Annotated in this window: 25 protein-coding genes; 19 read left to right on the top strand and 6 right to left on the bottom strand. The window is 54.8% G+C overall.

The genetic code is table 11. The annotated features are described in order from the left end of the window. The first annotated feature begins 5 nt into the window (after positions 1 to 5). The 14 genes from rplR to ACJ8IJ_RS23645 all read left to right on the top strand — a co-directional run bounded on the left by rplR (position 6) and on the right by ACJ8IJ_RS23645 (position 7,230). Positions 6 to 359: a 50S ribosomal protein L18 gene (gene rplR, locus ACJ8IJ_RS23710; RefSeq protein ID WP_004929748.1), complete on the top strand. Its 354-nt coding sequence runs from the start codon at positions 6 to 8 to the stop codon at positions 357 to 359. 14 nt (positions 360 to 373) lie between these two features. After that, entirely contained in the window at positions 374 to 874 is a 501-nt protein-coding gene (gene rpsE, locus ACJ8IJ_RS23705; protein WP_004929747.1) for a 30S ribosomal protein S5, read from the top strand. Positions 875 to 880: 6 nt separating this feature from the next. Next, positions 881 to 1,060 carry a 50S ribosomal protein L30 gene (gene rpmD / locus ACJ8IJ_RS23700; RefSeq protein WP_048232028.1) on the top strand — a complete coding sequence of 60 codons (180 nt, stop codon included), beginning with the start codon at positions 881 to 883 and terminating at the stop codon, positions 1,058 to 1,060. A gap of 3 nt (positions 1,061 to 1,063) precedes the next feature. Then, on the top strand, positions 1,064 to 1,498 hold the full coding sequence (gene rplO, locus ACJ8IJ_RS23695) for a 50S ribosomal protein L15 (RefSeq protein WP_004929742.1): 435 nt from the start codon (positions 1,064 to 1,066) through the stop codon (positions 1,496 to 1,498). A gap of 7 nt (positions 1,499 to 1,505) precedes the next feature. Next, a complete protein-coding gene (gene secY / locus ACJ8IJ_RS23690) occupies positions 1,506 to 2,837 on the top strand; it encodes a preprotein translocase subunit SecY (protein ID WP_004929740.1) in 1,332 nt (443 codons plus the stop codon). A 33-nt stretch (positions 2,838 to 2,870) separates the two neighbouring features. After that, a complete protein-coding gene (gene rpmJ / locus ACJ8IJ_RS23685) occupies positions 2,871 to 2,987 on the top strand; it encodes a 50S ribosomal protein L36 (protein WP_002227352.1) in 117 nt (38 codons plus the stop codon). A 148-nt stretch (positions 2,988 to 3,135) separates the two neighbouring features. Further along, positions 3,136 to 3,492, top strand: coding sequence for a 30S ribosomal protein S13 (rpsM, locus tag ACJ8IJ_RS23680; protein ID WP_004929734.1), 357 nt, complete (start codon positions 3,136 to 3,138; stop codon positions 3,490 to 3,492). A gap of 16 nt (positions 3,493 to 3,508) precedes the next feature. Further along, positions 3,509 to 3,898 (top strand): 30S ribosomal protein S11, encoded by a 390-nt coding sequence (rpsK, locus tag ACJ8IJ_RS23675; RefSeq protein WP_004929731.1) that lies wholly within the window; start codon positions 3,509 to 3,511, stop codon positions 3,896 to 3,898. A gap of 30 nt (positions 3,899 to 3,928) precedes the next feature. Then, positions 3,929 to 4,549 (top strand): 30S ribosomal protein S4, encoded by a 621-nt coding sequence (gene rpsD / locus ACJ8IJ_RS23670; RefSeq protein WP_004929729.1) that lies wholly within the window; start codon positions 3,929 to 3,931, stop codon positions 4,547 to 4,549. 25 nt (positions 4,550 to 4,574) lie between these two features. Further along, positions 4,575 to 5,564 (top strand): DNA-directed RNA polymerase subunit alpha, encoded by a 990-nt coding sequence (locus ACJ8IJ_RS23665; RefSeq protein WP_002919219.1) that lies wholly within the window; start codon positions 4,575 to 4,577, stop codon positions 5,562 to 5,564. A gap of 40 nt (positions 5,565 to 5,604) precedes the next feature. Then, a complete protein-coding gene (gene rplQ, locus ACJ8IJ_RS23660; RefSeq protein ID WP_004929726.1) occupies positions 5,605 to 5,994 on the top strand; it encodes a 50S ribosomal protein L17 in 390 nt (129 codons plus the stop codon). Between the two features lie 148 nt (positions 5,995 to 6,142). Continuing rightward, positions 6,143 to 6,517, top strand: a complete 375-nt coding sequence (locus ACJ8IJ_RS23655) for a DUF1992 domain-containing protein (RefSeq protein ID WP_131165365.1) — start codon at positions 6,143 to 6,145, stop codon at positions 6,515 to 6,517. Continuing rightward, positions 6,517 to 6,948, top strand: a complete 432-nt coding sequence (zntR, locus tag ACJ8IJ_RS23650; RefSeq protein WP_442518968.1) for a Zn(2+)-responsive transcriptional regulator — start codon at positions 6,517 to 6,519, stop codon at positions 6,946 to 6,948. Before ACJ8IJ_RS23655 ends, zntR begins: the two co-directional genes overlap by 1 nt. A gap of 75 nt (positions 6,949 to 7,023) precedes the next feature. Next, positions 7,024 to 7,230, top strand: coding sequence for an alternative ribosome-rescue factor A (locus tag ACJ8IJ_RS23645; RefSeq protein WP_004929720.1), 207 nt, complete (start codon positions 7,024 to 7,026; stop codon positions 7,228 to 7,230). 57 nt (positions 7,231 to 7,287) lie between these two features. On the opposite strand, the gene mscL is transcribed toward ACJ8IJ_RS23645, so the two are convergent. From mscL to def, 5 genes are all read right to left on the bottom strand, one after another. After that, complete coding sequence (gene mscL, locus ACJ8IJ_RS23640) at positions 7,288 to 7,704, bottom strand: large-conductance mechanosensitive channel protein MscL (RefSeq protein WP_004929718.1); 417 nt, start codon at positions 7,702 to 7,704, stop codon at positions 7,288 to 7,290. Between the two features lie 137 nt (positions 7,705 to 7,841). Further along, positions 7,842 to 9,218, bottom strand: a complete 1,377-nt coding sequence (gene trkA, locus ACJ8IJ_RS23635; protein ID WP_004929716.1) for a Trk system potassium transporter TrkA — start codon at positions 9,216 to 9,218, stop codon at positions 7,842 to 7,844. A gap of 55 nt (positions 9,219 to 9,273) precedes the next feature. Then, positions 9,274 to 10,563 carry a 16S rRNA (cytosine(967)-C(5))-methyltransferase RsmB gene (gene rsmB / locus ACJ8IJ_RS23630; RefSeq protein WP_325962825.1) on the bottom strand — a complete coding sequence of 430 codons (1,290 nt, stop codon included), beginning with the start codon at positions 10,561 to 10,563 and terminating at the stop codon, positions 9,274 to 9,276. A gap of 72 nt (positions 10,564 to 10,635) precedes the next feature. Continuing rightward, complete coding sequence (gene fmt / locus ACJ8IJ_RS23625; RefSeq protein ID WP_325962826.1) at positions 10,636 to 11,580, bottom strand: methionyl-tRNA formyltransferase; 945 nt, start codon at positions 11,578 to 11,580, stop codon at positions 10,636 to 10,638. 17 nt (positions 11,581 to 11,597) lie between these two features. Next, positions 11,598 to 12,107, bottom strand: coding sequence for a peptide deformylase (gene def / locus ACJ8IJ_RS23620; RefSeq protein ID WP_004929710.1), 510 nt, complete (start codon positions 12,105 to 12,107; stop codon positions 11,598 to 11,600). A gap of 133 nt (positions 12,108 to 12,240) precedes the next feature. Here def and dprA point away from each other — a divergent pair, with 133 nt between their 5' ends. The 5 genes from dprA to aroE are packed head-to-tail and all read left to right on the top strand — an operon-like array spanning position 12,241 to position 15,785. Beyond that, complete coding sequence (dprA, locus tag ACJ8IJ_RS23615) at positions 12,241 to 13,362, top strand: DNA-protecting protein DprA (RefSeq protein ID WP_021505263.1); 1,122 nt, start codon at positions 12,241 to 12,243, stop codon at positions 13,360 to 13,362. Further along, entirely contained in the window at positions 13,334 to 13,807 is a 474-nt protein-coding gene (gene smg / locus ACJ8IJ_RS23610) for a DUF494 family protein Smg (RefSeq protein WP_004929707.1), read from the top strand. Before dprA ends, smg begins: the two co-directional genes overlap by 29 nt. 25 nt (positions 13,808 to 13,832) lie before the next feature. Next, on the top strand, positions 13,833 to 14,378 hold the full coding sequence (locus tag ACJ8IJ_RS23605) for a DNA topoisomerase family protein (RefSeq protein WP_004929705.1): 546 nt from the start codon (positions 13,833 to 13,835) through the stop codon (positions 14,376 to 14,378). A gap of 7 nt (positions 14,379 to 14,385) precedes the next feature. Next, a complete protein-coding gene (tsaC, locus tag ACJ8IJ_RS23600; protein WP_016930312.1) occupies positions 14,386 to 14,955 on the top strand; it encodes an L-threonylcarbamoyladenylate synthase type 1 TsaC in 570 nt (189 codons plus the stop codon). Between the two features lie 11 nt (positions 14,956 to 14,966). After that, on the top strand, positions 14,967 to 15,785 hold the full coding sequence (gene aroE / locus ACJ8IJ_RS23595; RefSeq protein ID WP_325962827.1) for a shikimate dehydrogenase: 819 nt from the start codon (positions 14,967 to 14,969) through the stop codon (positions 15,783 to 15,785). Between the two features lie 39 nt (positions 15,786 to 15,824). Here aroE and ACJ8IJ_RS23590 read toward each other — a convergent pair whose 3' ends face one another. Then, positions 15,825 to 16,367: a gamma carbonic anhydrase family protein gene (locus ACJ8IJ_RS23590; RefSeq protein WP_004929699.1), complete on the bottom strand. Its 543-nt coding sequence runs from the start codon at positions 16,365 to 16,367 to the stop codon at positions 15,825 to 15,827. Positions 16,368 to 16,671: the final 304 nt, after the last annotated feature.

The following is a 16,671-nucleotide window of genomic DNA, read 5'->3' as shown; positions in this document are numbered from 1 at the left end:
ACACTATGGATAAGAAATCTGCTCGTATCCGTCGTGCGACCCGCGCACGCCGCAAGCTCCAAGAGCTGGGTGCAACCCGCCTGGTGGTACATCGTACCCCGCGTCACATTTACGCACAGGTGATTGCTCCAAACGGTTCTGAAGTACTGGTAGCCGCTTCTACTTTAGAAAAAGCTATCGCGGAGCAACTGAAGTATTCCGGTAACAAAGACGCAGCAGCAGCCGTAGGTAAAGCTCTGGCTGAGCGCGCGTTGGAAAAAGGGATTGCGAAAGTATCCTTTGACCGTTCCGGTTTCCAATATCATGGTCGAGTCCAGGCACTGGCAGATGCTGCCCGTGAAGCTGGCCTTCAGTTCTAAGGAAGAGGTTTAAGATGGCTCACATCGAAAAACAAGCTGGCGAACTGCAGGAAAAGCTGATCGCGGTAAACCGCGTATCTAAAACCGTAAAAGGTGGCCGTATTTTCAGCTTTACCGCACTGACTGTAGTTGGTGATGGTAACGGTCGCGTTGGTTTTGGCTACGGCAAAGCACGCGAAGTTCCAGCAGCGATCCAGAAAGCGATGGAAAAAGCCCGTCGCAACATGATGAACGTCGCGCTGAACAGCGGCACCCTGCAGCACCCTGTTAAGGGCGCTCACACGGGTTCTCGCGTGTTCATGCAGCCTGCTCATGAAGGTACCGGTATCATCGCGGGCGGTGCAATGCGCGCCGTTCTCGAAGTTGCTGGGGTGCACAACGTATTGGCTAAAGCTTATGGTTCCACCAACCCGATCAACGTGGTTCGTGCAACTATCGACGCTCTGGCGAATATGAAGTCTCCTGAAATGGTCGCTGCTAAGCGTGGTAAATCCGTTGCCGACATTCTGGGGTAATTGACCATGGCTAAGACTATTAAAGTTACACAAACTCGCAGCTCAATTGGCCGTCTGCCGAAGCATAAAGCTACTCTGCTCGGTCTGGGTCTGCGTCGTATTGGTCACACCGTAGAGCGCGAGGATACTCCTGCTGTTCGCGGTATGGTCAACCTGGTTTCCTACATGGTTAAAGTTGAGGAGTAACAGATGCGTTTAAATACTCTGTCTCCGGCTGAAGGTGCCAAGCATGCGCCTAAGCGTGTAGGTCGTGGTATTGGTTCTGGCCTGGGTAAAACCGGCGGCCGTGGTCACAAAGGTCAGAAGTCTCGTTCTGGCGGTGGCGTACGTCGTGGTTTCGAAGGTGGTCAGATGCCTCTGTACCGTCGTCTGCCGAAATTCGGCTTCACTTCACGCAAAGCGATGATCACGGCAGAAGTTCGTCTGTCTGAACTGGCTCTGGTTGAAGGCGATGTTATCGACCTGAACGCGCTGAAAGCCGCTAACGTAGTTGGTGTCCAGATCGAATTCGCGAAAGTTGTACTTTCTGGCGAAGTCGCTCGTCCGGTAACCCTGCGTGGTCTGCGTGTCACCAAAGGCGCTCGTGCTGCTATCGAGGCTGCTGGCGGTAAAATTGAGGAATAAGTAGCAGATGGCTAAGCAACCAGGATTAGATTTTCAAAGTGCTAAAGGCGGGCTCGGCGAGCTGAAGCGCAGACTTTTGTTTGTCATCGGCGCGCTGATTGTCTTCCGCATCGGCTCTTTCATTCCGATTCCTGGTATCGATGCCACTGTGCTTGCCAAATTGCTTGAGCAGCAGAGAGGCACTATCATTGAAATGTTTAACATGTTCTCTGGTGGTGCCCTCAGCCGTGCTTCTATCTTTGCTCTGGGGATCATGCCGTATATCTCGGCGTCGATCATTATCCAGCTGCTGACGGTGGTTCATCCAGCGTTGGCGGAAATCAAGAAAGAAGGGGAGGCTGGCCGTCGCAAGATTAGCCAGTACACCCGCTACGGTACGCTGGTATTGGCCATATTCCAGTCGATCGGTATTGCTACCGGTCTGCCGAATATGCCTGGTATGCAGGGCCTGGTGTTAAACCCAGGCTTTGCATTCTACTTTACTGCGGTTGTGAGCCTGGTAACCGGGACAATGTTCCTGATGTGGCTGGGTGAGCAGATTACTGAGCGCGGTATCGGCAACGGTATCTCGATCATTATCTTCGCGGGTATTGTAGCGGGTCTCCCGCCGGCAGTGGCCCATACTATTGAGCAAGCGCGGCAAGGCGACCTGCACTTCCTCCTGCTGCTGTTGGTTGCAGTATTGGTGTTTGCAGTAACCTTCTTCGTTGTTTTCATCGAGCGTGGTCAACGTCGTATCGTCGTTAACTATGCGAAGCGTCAACAAGGTCGTCGTGTTTATGCAGCACAGAGTACACACTTACCGTTGAAAGTGAACATGGCGGGTGTTATCCCGGCGATTTTCGCTTCCAGCATTATTCTGTTCCCGGCCACGATTGCATCATGGTTTGGGGGCGGTACCGGTTGGAACTGGCTGACTACGATTTCGCTGTATTTGCAGCCAGGGCAACCGCTTTATGTGTTACTCTATGCGTCTGCAATCATCTTCTTCTGTTTCTTCTACACGGCGTTGGTTTTCAACCCGCGTGAGACAGCAGATAACCTGAAGAAGTCCGGTGCCTTCGTACCAGGAATTCGTCCGGGAGAGCAAACGGCGAAGTATATCGATAAAGTAATGACGCGTTTAACCCTGGTGGGCGCGATGTACATTACTTTCATCTGCCTGATCCCGGAGTTCATGCGTGATGCAATGAAAGTACCATTCTACTTTGGTGGTACCTCGCTACTGATCGTGGTTGTCGTCATCATGGACTTTATGGCTCAAGTGCAAACTCTGATGATGTCAAGTCAGTACGAGTCTGCATTGAAGAAAGCAAATCTGAAAGGCTATAACCGCTAGTCAGATTCGTTTGAGAAGTTACGGAGAGTAAAAATGAAAGTTCGTGCTTCCGTCAAGAAATTATGTCGTAACTGCAAAATCGTTAAGCGTAACGGTGTCGTTCGTGTGATTTGCAGCGCCGAGCCGAAGCATAAACAGCGTCAAGGCTGATTATCTCGCATATTTTTCTTGCAAAGTTGGGTTGAGCTGGCTAGATTAGCCAGCCAATCTTTTGTATGTCGCACTGCAACATTATTTGAGTATCCTGAAAACGGGCTTTTCAGAATGGTGTTGCTGTATAAAATAGTAGGAGTGCATAGTGGCCCGTATAGCAGGCATTAACATTCCTGATCATAAACATACCGTTATCGCCTTAACGTCGATCTTCGGTATCGGTAAAACCCGTTCACAGGCTATCTGTGCATCTACGGGTATTGCTGAAAATGTTAAGATCAGTGAGCTGTCTGAAGAGCAAATCGAAAAGCTTCGTGATGCAGTTGCCAAATACACCGTTGAGGGTGATTTGCGTCGTGAAATTACCCTGAGCATCAAGCGTCTTATGGACCTTGGTTGCTATCGTGGTTTGCGTCATCGTCGTGGTCTGCCGGTACGCGGTCAGCGCACCAAGACCAACGCTCGTACCCGTAAGGGTCCGCGCAAGCCGATCAAGAAATAATCGGGGTTATTGAATAATGGCAAAGGCACCTGTTCGTACACGTAAGCGTGTAAGAAAGCAAGTCTCTGACGGCGTGGCTCATATCCATGCTTCTTTCAACAACACCATCGTTACCATCACTGATCGTCAGGGTAATGCTTTGGGTTGGGCAACAGCCGGTGGTTCCGGTTTCCGTGGTTCTCGTAAGTCCACTCCGTTCGCAGCACAGGTTGCAGCAGAACGTTGTGCTGACGCAGTGAAAGAATACGGTATCAAGAACCTGGAAGTTATGGTTAAAGGACCTGGTCCTGGTCGTGAGTCTACTATCCGCGCTCTGAACGCGGCTGGTTTCCGCATCACTAACATTACTGATGTGACTCCGATCCCTCATAACGGTTGTCGTCCGCCGAAAAAGCGCCGCGTGTAACGCAGCTTTTAGGATTGTTGGAGAAAGAAAATGGCAAGATATTTGGGTCCTAAGCTCAAGCTGAGCCGTCGTGAGGGCACAGACCTGTTCCTTAAGTCTGGCGTTCGCGCGATCGATTCCAAGTGTAAAATTGAACAAGCACCTGGTCAGCACGGTGCGCGTAAACCGCGTCTGTCTGATTACGGTGTTCAGTTGCGTGAGAAGCAGAAAGTTCGTCGTATGTACGGCATTCTGGAGCGTCAATTCCGCAACTATTACAAAGAAGCAACCCGCCTGAAGGGCAACACCGGTGAAAACCTGTTGCAGCTGCTGGAAGGTCGTCTGGACAACGTTGTTTACCGTATGGGCTTCGGCGCTACTCGTGCAGAGTCACGTCAGCTGGTTAGCCACAAAGCAGTTATGGTAAACGGTCGCGTTGTTAACATCGCTTCTTATCAGGTATCTCCGAATGACGTAGTCAGCATCCGCGAGAAAGCTAAAAAGCAGTCTCGTGTTAAAGCTTCTCTGGAGCTGGCTGAGCAGCGTGAAAAGCCGACTTGGCTGGAAGTTGATGCTGCTAAGATGGAAGGCGTGTTCAAGCGTATGCCTGAACGTACCGATCTGTCTGCGGACATTAACGAACACCTGATCGTCGAGCTTTACTCCAAGTAAAGCTTAGTACCAAAGAGAGGACACAATGCAGGGTTCTGTGACAGAGTTTCTAAAACCGCGCCTGGTAGATATCGAGCAAGTCAGTTCGACGCACGCCAAGGTGACCCTTGAGCCTTTAGAGCGTGGCTTTGGCCATACTCTTGGCAACGCACTGCGCCGTATTCTGCTTTCATCTATGCCGGGTTGCGCGGTGACCGAGGTTGAGATTGATGGTGTACTGCATGAGTACAGCACCAAAGAAGGCGTACAGGAAGATATCCTGGAGATCCTGCTCAACCTGAAAGGGCTGGCGGTGAGAGTTCAAGGCAAAGACGAAGTTATTCTTACCCTGAATAAATCTGGCATTGGCCCTGTGACCGCTGCCGACATCACCCATGATGGTGATGTCGAAATCGTCAAGCCTCAGCACGTGATTTGCCACCTGACTGATGAGAACGCGGCTATCAGCATGCGTATCAAAGTTCAGCGCGGTCGCGGTTATGTGCCGGCTTCTGCCCGAATTCATTCGGAAGAAGATGAGCGCCCAATCGGTCGTCTGTTGGTTGACGCCTGCTACAGCCCTGTAGAGCGTATCGCCTACAATGTTGAAGCTGCGCGTGTAGAACAGCGTACTGACTTGGATAAGCTGGTCATCGAAATGGAGACCAATGGCACGATCGATCCTGAAGAGGCGATCCGCCGTGCGGCCACCATTCTGGCTGAACAACTTGAAGCTTTCGTTGACCTGCGTGATGTGCGTCAGCCGGAAGTTAAAGAAGAGAAACCGGAATTCGATCCGATCTTGCTGCGCCCTGTTGACGATCTGGAATTGACTGTCCGCTCTGCTAACTGCCTCAAGGCAGAAGCTATCCACTACATCGGTGATCTGGTACAGCGTACCGAGGTTGAGTTGCTGAAAACGCCAAACCTGGGTAAAAAATCTCTTACCGAGATTAAAGACGTGCTGGCCTCACGTGGTCTGTCTCTGGGCATGCGCCTGGAAAACTGGCCGCCGGCAAGCATTGCTGACGAGTAACCGGATCACAGGTTAAGGTTTTACTGAGAAGGATAAGGTCATGCGCCATCGTAAGAGTGGTCGTCAACTGAACCGTAACAGCAGCCATCGCCAGGCTATGTTCCGTAACATGGCCGGCTCTTTGGTTCGTCATGAGATCATCAAGACGACCCTGCCAAAAGCAAAAGAGCTGCGTCGCGTTGTTGAGCCGCTGATTACTCTTGCCAAGACCGACAGCGTAGCTAATCGTCGTCTGGCATTCGCCCGTACTCGTGATAACGAGATCGTGGCAAAACTGTTTAACGAGCTGGGCCCGCGTTTCGCGAGCCGTGCCGGTGGTTACACTCGCATTCTGAAGTGTGGCTTCCGCGCAGGCGACAACGCGCCGATGGCATACATCGAGCTGGTTGATCGTGCTGAGTCTCAAGCAGAAGTAGCAACTGCAGAGTAATCTGTAGACGCGTAAAAAAACCGGGCTTGCCCGGTTTTTTTACGTCCAAACCCAGCCAAATGTGCGCAATTCCCCTGCAGTGCTTAAGATCCCCGCCCCTATCCGCTATGCTAAGGCTTATTCATTAGGCTAACCGAGGCTGTCTGTCATGGGGTTGCTTGATCAATGGGCGGAGCGTCATATCCTTGATGCTCAGGATAAAGGCGAGTTCGACAACCTGTCTGGCCAGGGGCAGCCGCTGGCGCTGGAAGATGACAGCGCGGTGCCGCCCGAGCTACGCGCCGGTTACCGTTTGCTGAAAAATGCCGGTTACCTGCCGCCGGCGCTGGAAGATCGTAAAGAGGCGTTGACCGTTGCTCGCTTGCTGCAAGAGATTAATAGCGAACATCCGGACTATGTCGATCTCAGCAAGCGCATGGCACTGCTGGAGCACCGGCTGCGTCAGGCTGGGATGAGCACCGATTTCTTGCATGGCGAATATCAGCGCGCGCTTGATGGCAAGTTCACCCGAGAGGAGCGGTAATGTTCAAGATAGGTCAGTTGGCCAAGCTCGCCGAAGTGACGCCGGATACCGTGCGTTACTATGAAAAGCAGGGCATGATAGATCACAATGTCCGCACCGAAGGCGGTTATCGGCTGTATACGGAGCAGGACCTGCAGCGGCTGCGTTTTATTCGCTATGCCAAACAGTTGGGCTTTACTCTGGAAACGATCGCCGAACTGCTGTCGATCCGGGTTGATCCTGAACATCATACCTGCCAGGAATCGAAGTCGATCGTCGATGCTCGCCTGAGTGAAGTGGAAAGCAAGTTGGCGGAGCTGACTCGCATGCGCGAATCGTTGAAACGCCTGAGTGACGCCTGCTGCGGCACTGCCCATACCAGCAACTATTGTTCTATTCTGGAAGCCTTGGAACAGGGTGCCAGCGATGATAAAGGCAAAAAAGATTGCTGACGGTACTTTAATTTTTATATTGCCGGCAGTATTATCGGCTCGTTTTATTACCCTACCTTTTACAGGAGCATTATCATGACGAAATATCGTCACACTAAAGGCCAGATTCAAGATAACGCCATTGAGGCGCTGCTGCATGACCCGCTATTCCGCCAACGAGTGGAAAAGAATGTGAAAGGCAAAGGCAGCTATCGGCGTAAAGAAAAACACAACAAAGGCGGTAACTGGGAGGCCAGTGGCAAACTATCAAACGATAATTTACCACTGGCCTTCTGGTTTTAAGGCATTAAAAAAGCCACCTTCATCGGTGGCTTTTTATTGGCATAACTTAATGCTGTTTTACAGTTTTGGCTGCTGTTGCTGGCTCAGCAAATCACGGATTTCCGTCAGCAGTTTCTCTTCTGCGGTTGGTTCTGGCGGCGCTGCTGGCGCTTCTTCCTGCTTGCGGCGCACCTTGTTCATCAGTTTAATCGCCAGGAAGATAGCGAAGGCGACAATCACAAAGTCAAATACGGTCTGGATGAATGAACCATAGTTCATTACCACCGCCGGTACGGCGCCCTGAGCTTCACGTAACACCAGATGGAACTGTTTAAAATCGACGCCGCCAATCAGTAAGCCCAACGGTGGCATGATGATATCGGCCACGAAGGACGAAACAATCTTGCCGAATGCCGCACCGATAATCACACCGACGGCCAGATCGACCACGTTGCCGCGCATGGCAAATTCGCGAAACTCTTTCAACATACTCATAGAACGCACCCCTTGCAGAATTAATAACTCAAGTTTAACAAAGCAATTTCCCTTTGCCACAAATGGAGAGAAGTTTTATCTCCTCCCAAGGCAGAGAACAACTACGCAATTATAGACCATCGCCTAATAAATTCGTTCTACAAGAAGAACGGGCTCGGTTGGAACAAGCGTTCAACGTCCGGCACGAATTTCTTGTCGGTAATAAACATGATGACGTGATCGCCCTGTTCGATTTTGCTGTTGCCGTTGGCGATGATCACGTCGTCGCCACGCACGATTGCACCGATGGTAGTACCCGGTGGCAGCTTGATGTCTTCCACGATGCGGCCGACCACTTTAGATGTGCTTTCATCGCCGTGGGCAATCGCTTCGATCGCTTCTGCCACGCCGCGGCGCAGTGACGAGACGCTGACGATATCCGCTTTGCGCACATGCCCAAGTAGCGCGGAGATGGTTGCCTGCTGCGGGGAAATGGCAATATCTATCACGCTGCCTTGCACCAGATCGACATAGGCGCGGCGCTGGATCAATACCATCACCTTCTTGGCGCCCATGCGTTTGGCCAGCATGGCGGACATGATGTTGGCCTCATCGTCGTTGGTGATGGCGATGAAAACATCCACCTGCTCGACGTGCTCTTCGGCCAGCAGCTCCTGATCGGAGGCATCGCCGTAGAATACAATGGTGTCGTGCAGCTGTTCGGCCAGTTCGGCGGCGCGTTGCTGATTCCGCTCGATCAGTTTGACGTTGTAGTCTTTTTCCAGCTTGGCGGCCAGGCCGGCGCCGACGTTACCGCCGCCGACGATCATGATGCGCTTATAGGGTTTTTCCAGCCGCTGCAGTTCGCTCATCACCGCGCGGATATGCTGTGAGGCGGCGACGAAGAACACTTCATCACCGGCTTCGATAATGGTCGAGCCCTGCGGACGGATCGGACGATCCTGGCGGAATATGGCGGCGACGCGGGTATCGATATGCGGCATGTGCTCGCGCATTGAAGAGAGCGCATTGCCGACCAACGGGCCGCCGTAATAGGCTTTAACCGCGGCGATGCTGACCTTGCCTTCGGCAAAGTTGACCACCTGCAGCGCGCCAGGGTATTCAATCAGCTTGTAGATATAGTCGATGACCAGCTGCTCCGGCGAAATCAGATGGTCGATTGGCACCGCTTCCGGCAGGAACAGTTTCTCCGACTCGCGGATGTATTCCGGCGCGCGGATACGGGCGATACGGTTAGGGGTATTAAACAGAGAATAGGCGATCTGGCAGGCGATCATGTTGGTTTCGTCGGAGTTGGTGACGGCGACCAGCATGTCGGCGTCTTCTGCGCCGGCTTCGCGCAGCACCCGAGGGTGGGAACCATGCCCCTGAACCACCCGCAAATCGAATTTATCCTGCAGCTGACGCAAGCGGCCGGAATCGGTATCGACGACGGTGATATCGTTGTTTTCACCCACCAGGTTTTCCGCCAGCGTCCCGCCAACCTGACCGGCACCAAGAATAATTATTTTCATCGTGTTCTCTGCTTCACACTGAAAGACTTAGGGCGCGCACGCACGCCCTGAAGTATTACATTTTAATCAGCTTAGCGTAAAAGAAGCCATCGCCGTCCTCGGGATGCGGGATATTCTGTCGCCCTGGCCGCTGCGCATCGCCGGTTTCAACCAGCTTGGCATCGGCGTGGCGTTGCAAGAACGCGGCGATCTGGTTGCTGTTTTCATCCGGCAGGATAGAACAGGTGGCGTAAACCATCACTCCGCCTGATTTTAGATGCGGCCAGACGGCTTCCAGAATTTCTGCCTGCAGTGCGGCGAGTTCGGCGATGTCGCGATCGCGGCGCAGCCATTTGATGTCGGGATGACGGCGGATCACACCGGTGGCGGAACAAGGCGCGTCCAGCAGGATGCGGTCGAACTGCTTGTCCCCGCACCACTGCTGCGGAGTGCGGCCATCGCCCAGTTTAACCTCTGCGTGCAAACGCAGACGCTGCAGGTTCTCTTTGACTCGCGCCAGGCGCTGTTCGTCGATATCGACCGCCATGACGTGTGCTTTCGGCGCCGTTTCCAAAATATGCGTGGTTTTGCCGCCGGGTGCGGCGCACAGATCGAGGATCTGTTCGCCGTCTTGCGGATCCAACAGATCGACACACCCCTGGGCTGAGGCATCTTGCACGGTGACCCAGCCTTCGGCGAACCCTGGCAGATCGGTCACGGCGCAAGGCGCCAGCAAACGCACTGCATCGGCATAGTCTGCATGAGTTTCCGCGGCGATGCCGGCGTCGTTCAGCAGCTGCAGATAAGCGTCACGGGTGTGATGCAGGCGGTTGATGCGCAGCCACATCGGCGGTTTCTGGTTATTGGCGTCGACGATCTGTTCCCAGTTGGCGGGATAAGCCTGTTGAATGCGTTTCAGTAACCAGCTGGGATGCAGATAGCGGCTGTCATTGTTGGCGGCGCGTTGCAACAGCTCTTCCTGCTGGCGTTGAAATTGGCGCAAGACGCCGTTAATCAGGCCTTTTAACTGCGGGCGTTTCAGCGCTACCGCACCTTCCACGGTTTCCGCCAGCACGGCGTGCGCCGGGATGCGGGTATACAGCAGCTGATACAGGCCGACCATCAGCAAGTAGTGCAGCGTACGCTGCTTACCGGTCAGCGGCTTGGCCATCAATTGCTGAATGCACCATTCGAGCTGCGGCAGCACGCGTAACGTGCCGAAACACAGCTCCTGCAGCAACCCGCGATCTTTGTCGCTGATGGAGGTTTGCAGCGCCGGCAGGACAGTGCTGAGCGACTGCCCCTGATCCAGCACCTGGCCGATGGCTTTGGCAGCGATGCTGCGGAGATTGTAATTATTTTTCATAGGCTGAAGCTGATAACGATCGGCATTAAGAAAATAACGGCCCGGCGATGAACGGCCGGGCAGTGGGGTGACTTACAGCCGGTTACCCGGGGTAAACCATTCACGACGTGAATTTAACAGGTCCTGCGCCGACATCGGTTTCTTGCCGGCGGGCTGCAGCTGGATCAGATTGAGGATGCCGTCGGCGGTCGCCACCTGAATGCCGTGCTTGTCGGCATGAACAACGGTGCCCGGCTCCGCGTTGGCGCTTTGCGCCAGCACGCTGGCCTGCCACACTTTTACCGGTTGATCGTCGATGGTGAAGTAGCTGATCGGCCAAGGGTTGAAGGCGCGGATGCAGCGCTCCAGTTGTGCGGCGGACAGGTTCCAGTCCAGGCGAGCTTCTTCTTTGCTCAGCTTCTCGGCGTAAGTGACCAATGCTTCGTCCTGTACTTCGCGGGTGGCGCTGCCGTCGGCCATTTGGCGCAGCGTCGTCAGCATGCCCTGTGGGCCGAGCTGGGCCAGTTTGCCGTAGAGACTGGCGCTGGTGTCGCTGCTCTCAATCGGGCAGGCGATCTTGTGCATCATGTCGCCGGTATCGAGGCCGGCGTCCATCTGCATGATGGTCACGCCGGTTTCGCTGTCGCCGGCCCAGAGCGAACGCTGGATCGGTGCCGCGCCGCGCCAGCGAGGCAGCAGCGAACCGTGTACGTTGATGCAACCGAGACGCGGCATATCCAGCACCGCTTGCGGCAGGATCAACCCGTAGGCAACCACCACCATCACGTCGGCGTTAAGATCGGCTACCAGGCGCTGGTTCTCTTCTGGGCGCAGCGATTTGGGCTGAAATACCGGCAGTTGGTGTTGTTCAGCCAGCACTTTTACCGGGCTTGGCGTCAACTTGTTGCCGCGGCCTGCCGGGCGGTCAGGCTGGGTAAAAACGCCGACAATCTGGTGCTCAGATGACAACAGCGCGTCAAGATGACGCGCTGCGAAGTCTGGTGTTCCGGCGAAAATAATCCGTAAAGAGTCAGACACGTTGATTTCCTGATCGGTTAGGCGCGGGCTTGGAGCTTGGCCATTTTTTCCAGTTTCTGACGAATGCGCTGGCGCTTGAGCGGCGACAGGTAATCGACGAACAGTTTACCCATCAGGTGATCCATCTCGTGCTGGATGCAGATCGCCAGCAGATCGTCCGCTTCCAGCTCGAAAGATTTGCCTTCGCGATCCAGCGCGCGGATCTTCACCTGCGCGGCGCGTGGTACCAATGCACGCTGCTCGGGAATGGAAAGACAGCCTTCCTCGATGCCGGTTTCGCCGCTTTTTTCCAGCAGCTCCGGATTGATCAGCACCAGGCGCTGATCGCGATTCTCGGAGACGTCGATCACGATAATGCGCTGATGGATATCCACCTGAGTCGCAGCAAGGCCGATGCCTTCCTCTGCGTACATGGTTTCAAACATATCATCCACGATGCGCTGGATATCTGCATTGACTTCTTTTACCGGCGCTGCGACTTTGCGCAGACGCTCGTCTGGGAAATGTAATACCTGCAAGACTGACATATATCTTTAGATCTGTATCCGAGTAATGAACGAGGTTTAACCTCTATTCTAGACATTTCCCGGCCTGATTGACAGCATTGCGCACCAATTGCTCAGATTGGTAATACCACCGTTTTTGCTGAGGGAACAGAGGATGCGGCCGGAAGAGATCGCTTTACGGATGCGGGGGGTTACGGGGCTGCAGACCGTCGTGGCCAGCCGGATCGTGCGGCAGTTATCGCAAATGGGTGGCGAGCCTCGCCGCGCGTTGCGTGAACTGGGATTGAATGAACGGCAACGGGCACAGTTCAACCAGACGGATCCCGGTTATCTGGCGGCCACCTTGCGCTGGCTGGAAGTGCCGGCGCACCGTATGCTGAACTATGCAGCGGCCGGCTATCCCGAATGCCTGGCTCAGATCGACGATGCGCCGCTGTTCCTGCTGATCGATGGAGATCCTCAGGCGCTGTTGCGCCCGCAACTTGCCATGGTTGGCAGCCGGCAGTTCAGCCACTACGGCGAGCGCTGGGCTAACCATTTCGCCGAGGAATTGGCGCGTTGCGGTTTCACCATCACCAGTGGTTTGGCGATCGGCATCGACGGCATTTGCCATCGCGCAGCGCTGGCGGCCGGGGGTTGCACGATAGCGGTGTTGGGCTGCGGGCTGGCCAATGTCTACCCGCGGCGGCACCACAGGCTCGCAGAGCAGATAGTCGAGCAGGGCGGTGCGGTGATTTCAGATCATTTGGTCACCGATTTGCCCCTGGCCGACCATTTTCCGCGCCGCAACCGCATTATCAGCGGGCTGAGCCAGGGCGTTCTGGTCATAGAAGCCTCGTTGCGCAGCGGTACCCTGGTGACGGCTCGCTATGCGCTGGAGCAAGGGCGTGAGGTATTCGCCTTGCCGGGGCCGTTAGGGAACCCGATGAGCGAAGGCACGCACTGGCTGATCCAACAGGGCGCGCATCTGGTGACCGGGCCGAAAGATATCGCCGAATTGCTGGGAAGCGGCCTTCAATGGTTGCCACTGAACGAAAATACAACTATTTGTGCGTCGCAGGCTGAAGTTGAATTGCCATTTGCCGATGTGTTGGCTAACGTAGGAGATGAGGTGACACCTGTTGACGTCGTCGCTGAACGTGCCGGCCAACCTGTGCCAGTGGTGGTAATCAAGTTACTCGAGCTGGAGTTAGCAGGGTGGATCGCAGCTGTACCCGGCGGCTATGTCCGAATAAGGAGGGCAAGCCATGTTCGACGTACTCATGTACTTGTTTGAAACTTATATCCACAATGAACCAGAGATGCGCGTCGATCAGGATCAACTGACCGATGATCTCGCCCAGGCGGGGTTTCATCAGGATGATATCTACAACGCGTTGAATTGGCTTGAGAAGTTGGCCGACCTGCAAGAAGGTCAAAATGCGCCTTACTTTATGGATGCCGATCCGCTGGCGATGCGGATCTATACCGAAGAGGAAAGCGCGCGTTTGGACGCCGGCTGCCGTGGTTTTCTCCTGTTCCTGGAACAGATTCAGGTATTGAACCTCGAAACCCGTGAAATGGTTATCGACCGCGTTATGGCTTTGGATAATGCGGAATTCGATCTCGAAGATCTGAAATGGGTCGTGTTGATGGTGCTGTTTAATATCCCCGGATATGAAAGCGCCTATCAGCAAATGGAAGAACTGTTGTTTGAAGTGAACGAAGGTTATCTGCATTGAGCCGATAACGCGCATAGAAGACGTTATGACAAAAAACGCGATTTTTGCCGCCAGGCAAAATGAACCCTGTCCGGAATGCGGGGCCGAGCTGGTGATCCGTAGCGGTCGCCACGGCCCCTTCCTCGGCTGTTCCCAGTACCCTGAATGCCAATATATTCGGCCGCTGAAAGCACAGGCCGATGGGCATGTCGTTAAGGTGTTGGATGGGCAACAGTGCCCGAAGTGTCAGGCGACGTTGGTGCTGCGCCAGGGGCGCTACGGCATGTTTATCGGCTGCAGCGATTATCCGCAGTGCGATCACACAGAAGTGATCGACAAGCCTGACGAAACCGCCATTACCTGTCCGCAGTGCGGCCAAGGCAAACTGCTGCAGCGCAAGTCGCGTTACGGCAAGGTTTTTCACTCCTGCGATCGTTACCCGGAATGCCAGTTCGCTCTCAACGTTAAACCCGTCGCCGGTGAATGCGCCTATTGCCATTATCCGCTGCTGATGGAAAAGCGCACGGCAAAAGGCCCCGTCCTGTGCTGTGCCAGCAAGCTGTGCGGAAAACCCGTTGCGACTACAGAATAATCACATCATGAATTCAGAATTAAGCCCGAATCTTTTATCTATCATCGATGCTTTGCATCAACAGCAGGTGATTGCGTATCCCACCGAAGCGGTATTCGGCCTGGGTTGCGATCCCGACAGCGAGCAGGCGGTCAATGCATTGCTGGCGCTGAAACAGCGGCCGTGGGAAAAGGGGCTGATTTTGATCGCCGCCGACTATGCGCAGCTTAAGCCTTATATTGACGACAGTACGCTCAGCGAACAGCAGCGCGCGACGATGTTTGCCAGCTGGCCTGGGCCGGTAACCTGGGTGTTGCCTGCTCGCCCGGAGACGCCGCGTTTGTTGACCGGGCGTTTCAGTTCACTGGCGGTGCGCGTCAGCGATCATCCGCTGGTGCAGTTGCTGTGCCGGCAGTACGGCAAGCCGCTGGTGTCGACCAGCGCCAATCTCAGTGGGCTGGAACCGTGCCGCAGTGCGGATGAGGTCACACGGCAATTCGGCGAGGCTTTCCCGGTATTGGCCGGCAAGGTAGGCGGCCGTCTTAACCCTTCCGAAATCAGAGATGCTCTGACCGGCGAACAGATCCGTCAGGGCTAGAGGAAATGGGCATGGAGAAGTTTGCGGTATTTGGCAACCCTATCGGCCACAGCAAGTCGCCGCGAATTCATGCGCTGTTTGCTGCCCAGACCGGCATTGAGCATCCTTATGGGACGGTGTTGGCGCCGCTGGACGGTTTTGAAACTAGCCTGCAGGCGTTTATCCGCGCCGGAGGGTTGGGGGCGAACGTTACGGTGCCCTTCAAGGAGCGTGCTTACACGGCCGCCTCTGAACTGAGTGAGCGCGCGGCGATGGCCGGTGCGGTCAACACCCTGAAGGTATTGCCGAATGGCGAACTGCTGGGGGACAACACCGACGGCATCGGTTTGTTGACCGATCTGCAGCGCCAGCAATTGATCCGGTCGCAGGATCGCATTCTGCTGGTGGGCGCCGGCGGTGCGGCACGCGGCGTGATCCTGCCGCTGCTGTCTTTCGGCTGCCGGCTCACGATCACCAACCGCACTTTCAGTCGGGCCCAAGAGTTGGCTGACGCTTTCCGGCATCTGGGGGAGATCTCGGCGGCGCCGATGGATCAACTGGATCCGCAAGCGTTCGATCTGGTGATCAATGCGACGGCGTCCGGCATCAGCGGGGAGATCCCGGCGTTGCCTGCAGGTGTGGTGAATGCGCAAACCCGTTGCTATGACATGTTCTATCAGCAAGGCGTTACGCCATTTCTGGCCTGGGCGCAGCAGCAGGGCGCAACGGAATACGCCGATGGGCTGGGTATGCTGGTGGGGCAGGCGGCGCATGCTTTCCTGCTGTGGCACGGAGTAATGCCAGAGATAGAACCAGTCTTGCGCCAGCTGCGCAGCGAGCTGGCGGCATAAATCCTACCCCCGTTCTCTTTATAGGGAACGGGGCGCCCATCAGATATCTTCCGACAGGTATTCGTCTTTCCAGCGTACATAGTTGTTAGAAGAATAAAGCAATCCCTCCAACTCGGCGGCGGTCAAAGGCCGAACCTGGCGTGCCGGGCTACCCATATAAAGATAGCCGCTGGCCAGGCGTTTGCCCGGCGCCACCAAACTGCCGGCGCCAATCATCACGTCATCTTCTACAACTACGCCGTCCAACAGGATCGATCCCATCCCGACCAGCACCCGGTTGCCGATGGCGCAGCCGTGCAGCATCGCTTTATGGCCCACGGTAACGTCTTCGCCAATTAACAGGGGATAACCGTCGGGGTTATGTTCGGAGCGGTGAGTCACATGCAGCACGCTGCCATCCTGAATATTGCTGCGTGCGCCGATCTTTACCGCATTGACGTCGCCGCGAATGGCGACCAGCGGCCAGATGCTGACGTCATCCGCCAGATCGACATCGCCGATCACGACGCTGGAAGGATCGATCAAGACGCGCTGACCGAGTTTGGGGGTGTATTGAAGATAAGAACGTACTGCATCGGACATGGTGCTTGCCTCACGTCGGGATCATATTTACCGGCAATACTAGACCCTGGCGATGGAATTACAACCAACGGCAGCGTCGGATCCTGCGGAAAATGGCCCTGATCGCACAAGATCCACCCGGAAGGGCTGAAAAGTGTGCAAACAGAAAGAAAAGATCAAAAAAGGGGTTGTGCAAAAAACTCGGATCCCTATAATGCGCCTCCATCGACACGGCGCAAGTGATTCACTTCACACAGCGGCCGGGAAGAAAGAGAAAAAATCCTGAAAATTAGGGTTGACTCTGAAAGAGGAAAGCGTAATATAC

The sequence above is a fragment of the Serratia sp. CY40230 genome (genome assembly GCF_052168835.1).
GTDB classification, from domain to species: domain Bacteria; phylum Pseudomonadota; class Gammaproteobacteria; order Enterobacterales; family Enterobacteriaceae; genus Serratia; species Serratia nematodiphila.
Note: the sequence above shows the minus strand (reverse complement) of the source record. Positions and strands in the feature narration are given on the sequence as shown.

What these genes read in the sequence shown, in the direction of transcription:
- rplR (WP_004929748.1), top strand. Translation starts at nt 6, where the DNA reads ATGGATAAGAAATCTGCTCGTATCCGTCGTGCGACCCGCGCACGCCGC.
- rpsE (WP_004929747.1), top strand. Translation starts at nt 374, where the DNA reads ATGGCTCACATCGAAAAACAAGCTGGCGAACTGCAGGAAAAGCTGATC.
- rpmD (WP_048232028.1), top strand. Translation starts at nt 881, where the DNA reads ATGGCTAAGACTATTAAAGTTACACAAACTCGCAGCTCAATTGGCCGT.
- rplO (WP_004929742.1), top strand. Translation starts at nt 1,064, where the DNA reads ATGCGTTTAAATACTCTGTCTCCGGCTGAAGGTGCCAAGCATGCGCCT.
- secY (WP_004929740.1), top strand. Translation starts at nt 1,506, where the DNA reads ATGGCTAAGCAACCAGGATTAGATTTTCAAAGTGCTAAAGGCGGGCTC.
- rpmJ (WP_002227352.1), top strand. Translation starts at nt 2,871, where the DNA reads ATGAAAGTTCGTGCTTCCGTCAAGAAATTATGTCGTAACTGCAAAATC.
- rpsK (WP_004929731.1), top strand. Translation starts at nt 3,509, where the DNA reads ATGGCAAAGGCACCTGTTCGTACACGTAAGCGTGTAAGAAAGCAAGTC.
- rpsD (WP_004929729.1), top strand. Translation starts at nt 3,929, where the DNA reads ATGGCAAGATATTTGGGTCCTAAGCTCAAGCTGAGCCGTCGTGAGGGC.
- ACJ8IJ_RS23665 (WP_002919219.1), top strand. Translation starts at nt 4,575, where the DNA reads ATGCAGGGTTCTGTGACAGAGTTTCTAAAACCGCGCCTGGTAGATATC.
- rplQ (WP_004929726.1), top strand. Translation starts at nt 5,605, where the DNA reads ATGCGCCATCGTAAGAGTGGTCGTCAACTGAACCGTAACAGCAGCCAT.
- ACJ8IJ_RS23655 (WP_131165365.1), top strand. Translation starts at nt 6,143, where the DNA reads ATGGGGTTGCTTGATCAATGGGCGGAGCGTCATATCCTTGATGCTCAG.
- zntR (WP_442518968.1), top strand. Translation starts at nt 6,517, where the DNA reads ATGTTCAAGATAGGTCAGTTGGCCAAGCTCGCCGAAGTGACGCCGGAT.
- ACJ8IJ_RS23645 (WP_004929720.1), top strand. Translation starts at nt 7,024, where the DNA reads ATGACGAAATATCGTCACACTAAAGGCCAGATTCAAGATAACGCCATT.
- mscL (WP_004929718.1), bottom strand. Translation starts at nt 7,704, where the DNA reads ATGAGTATGTTGAAAGAGTTTCGCGAATTTGCCATGCGCGGCAACGTG.
- trkA (WP_004929716.1), bottom strand. Translation starts at nt 9,218, where the DNA reads ATGAAAATAATTATTCTTGGTGCCGGTCAGGTTGGCGGGACGCTGGCG.
- rsmB (WP_325962825.1), bottom strand. Translation starts at nt 10,563, where the DNA reads ATGAAAAATAATTACAATCTCCGCAGCATCGCTGCCAAAGCCATCGGC.
- def (WP_004929710.1), bottom strand. Translation starts at nt 12,107, where the DNA reads ATGTCAGTCTTGCAGGTATTACATTTCCCAGACGAGCGTCTGCGCAAA.
- dprA (WP_021505263.1), top strand. Translation starts at nt 12,241, where the DNA reads ATGCGGCCGGAAGAGATCGCTTTACGGATGCGGGGGGTTACGGGGCTG.
- smg (WP_004929707.1), top strand. Translation starts at nt 13,334, where the DNA reads ATGTTCGACGTACTCATGTACTTGTTTGAAACTTATATCCACAATGAA.
- ACJ8IJ_RS23605 (WP_004929705.1), top strand. Translation starts at nt 13,833, where the DNA reads ATGACAAAAAACGCGATTTTTGCCGCCAGGCAAAATGAACCCTGTCCG.
- tsaC (WP_016930312.1), top strand. Translation starts at nt 14,386, where the DNA reads ATGAATTCAGAATTAAGCCCGAATCTTTTATCTATCATCGATGCTTTG.
- aroE (WP_325962827.1), top strand. Translation starts at nt 14,967, where the DNA reads ATGGAGAAGTTTGCGGTATTTGGCAACCCTATCGGCCACAGCAAGTCG.
- ACJ8IJ_RS23590 (WP_004929699.1), bottom strand. Translation starts at nt 16,367, where the DNA reads ATGTCCGATGCAGTACGTTCTTATCTTCAATACACCCCCAAACTCGGT.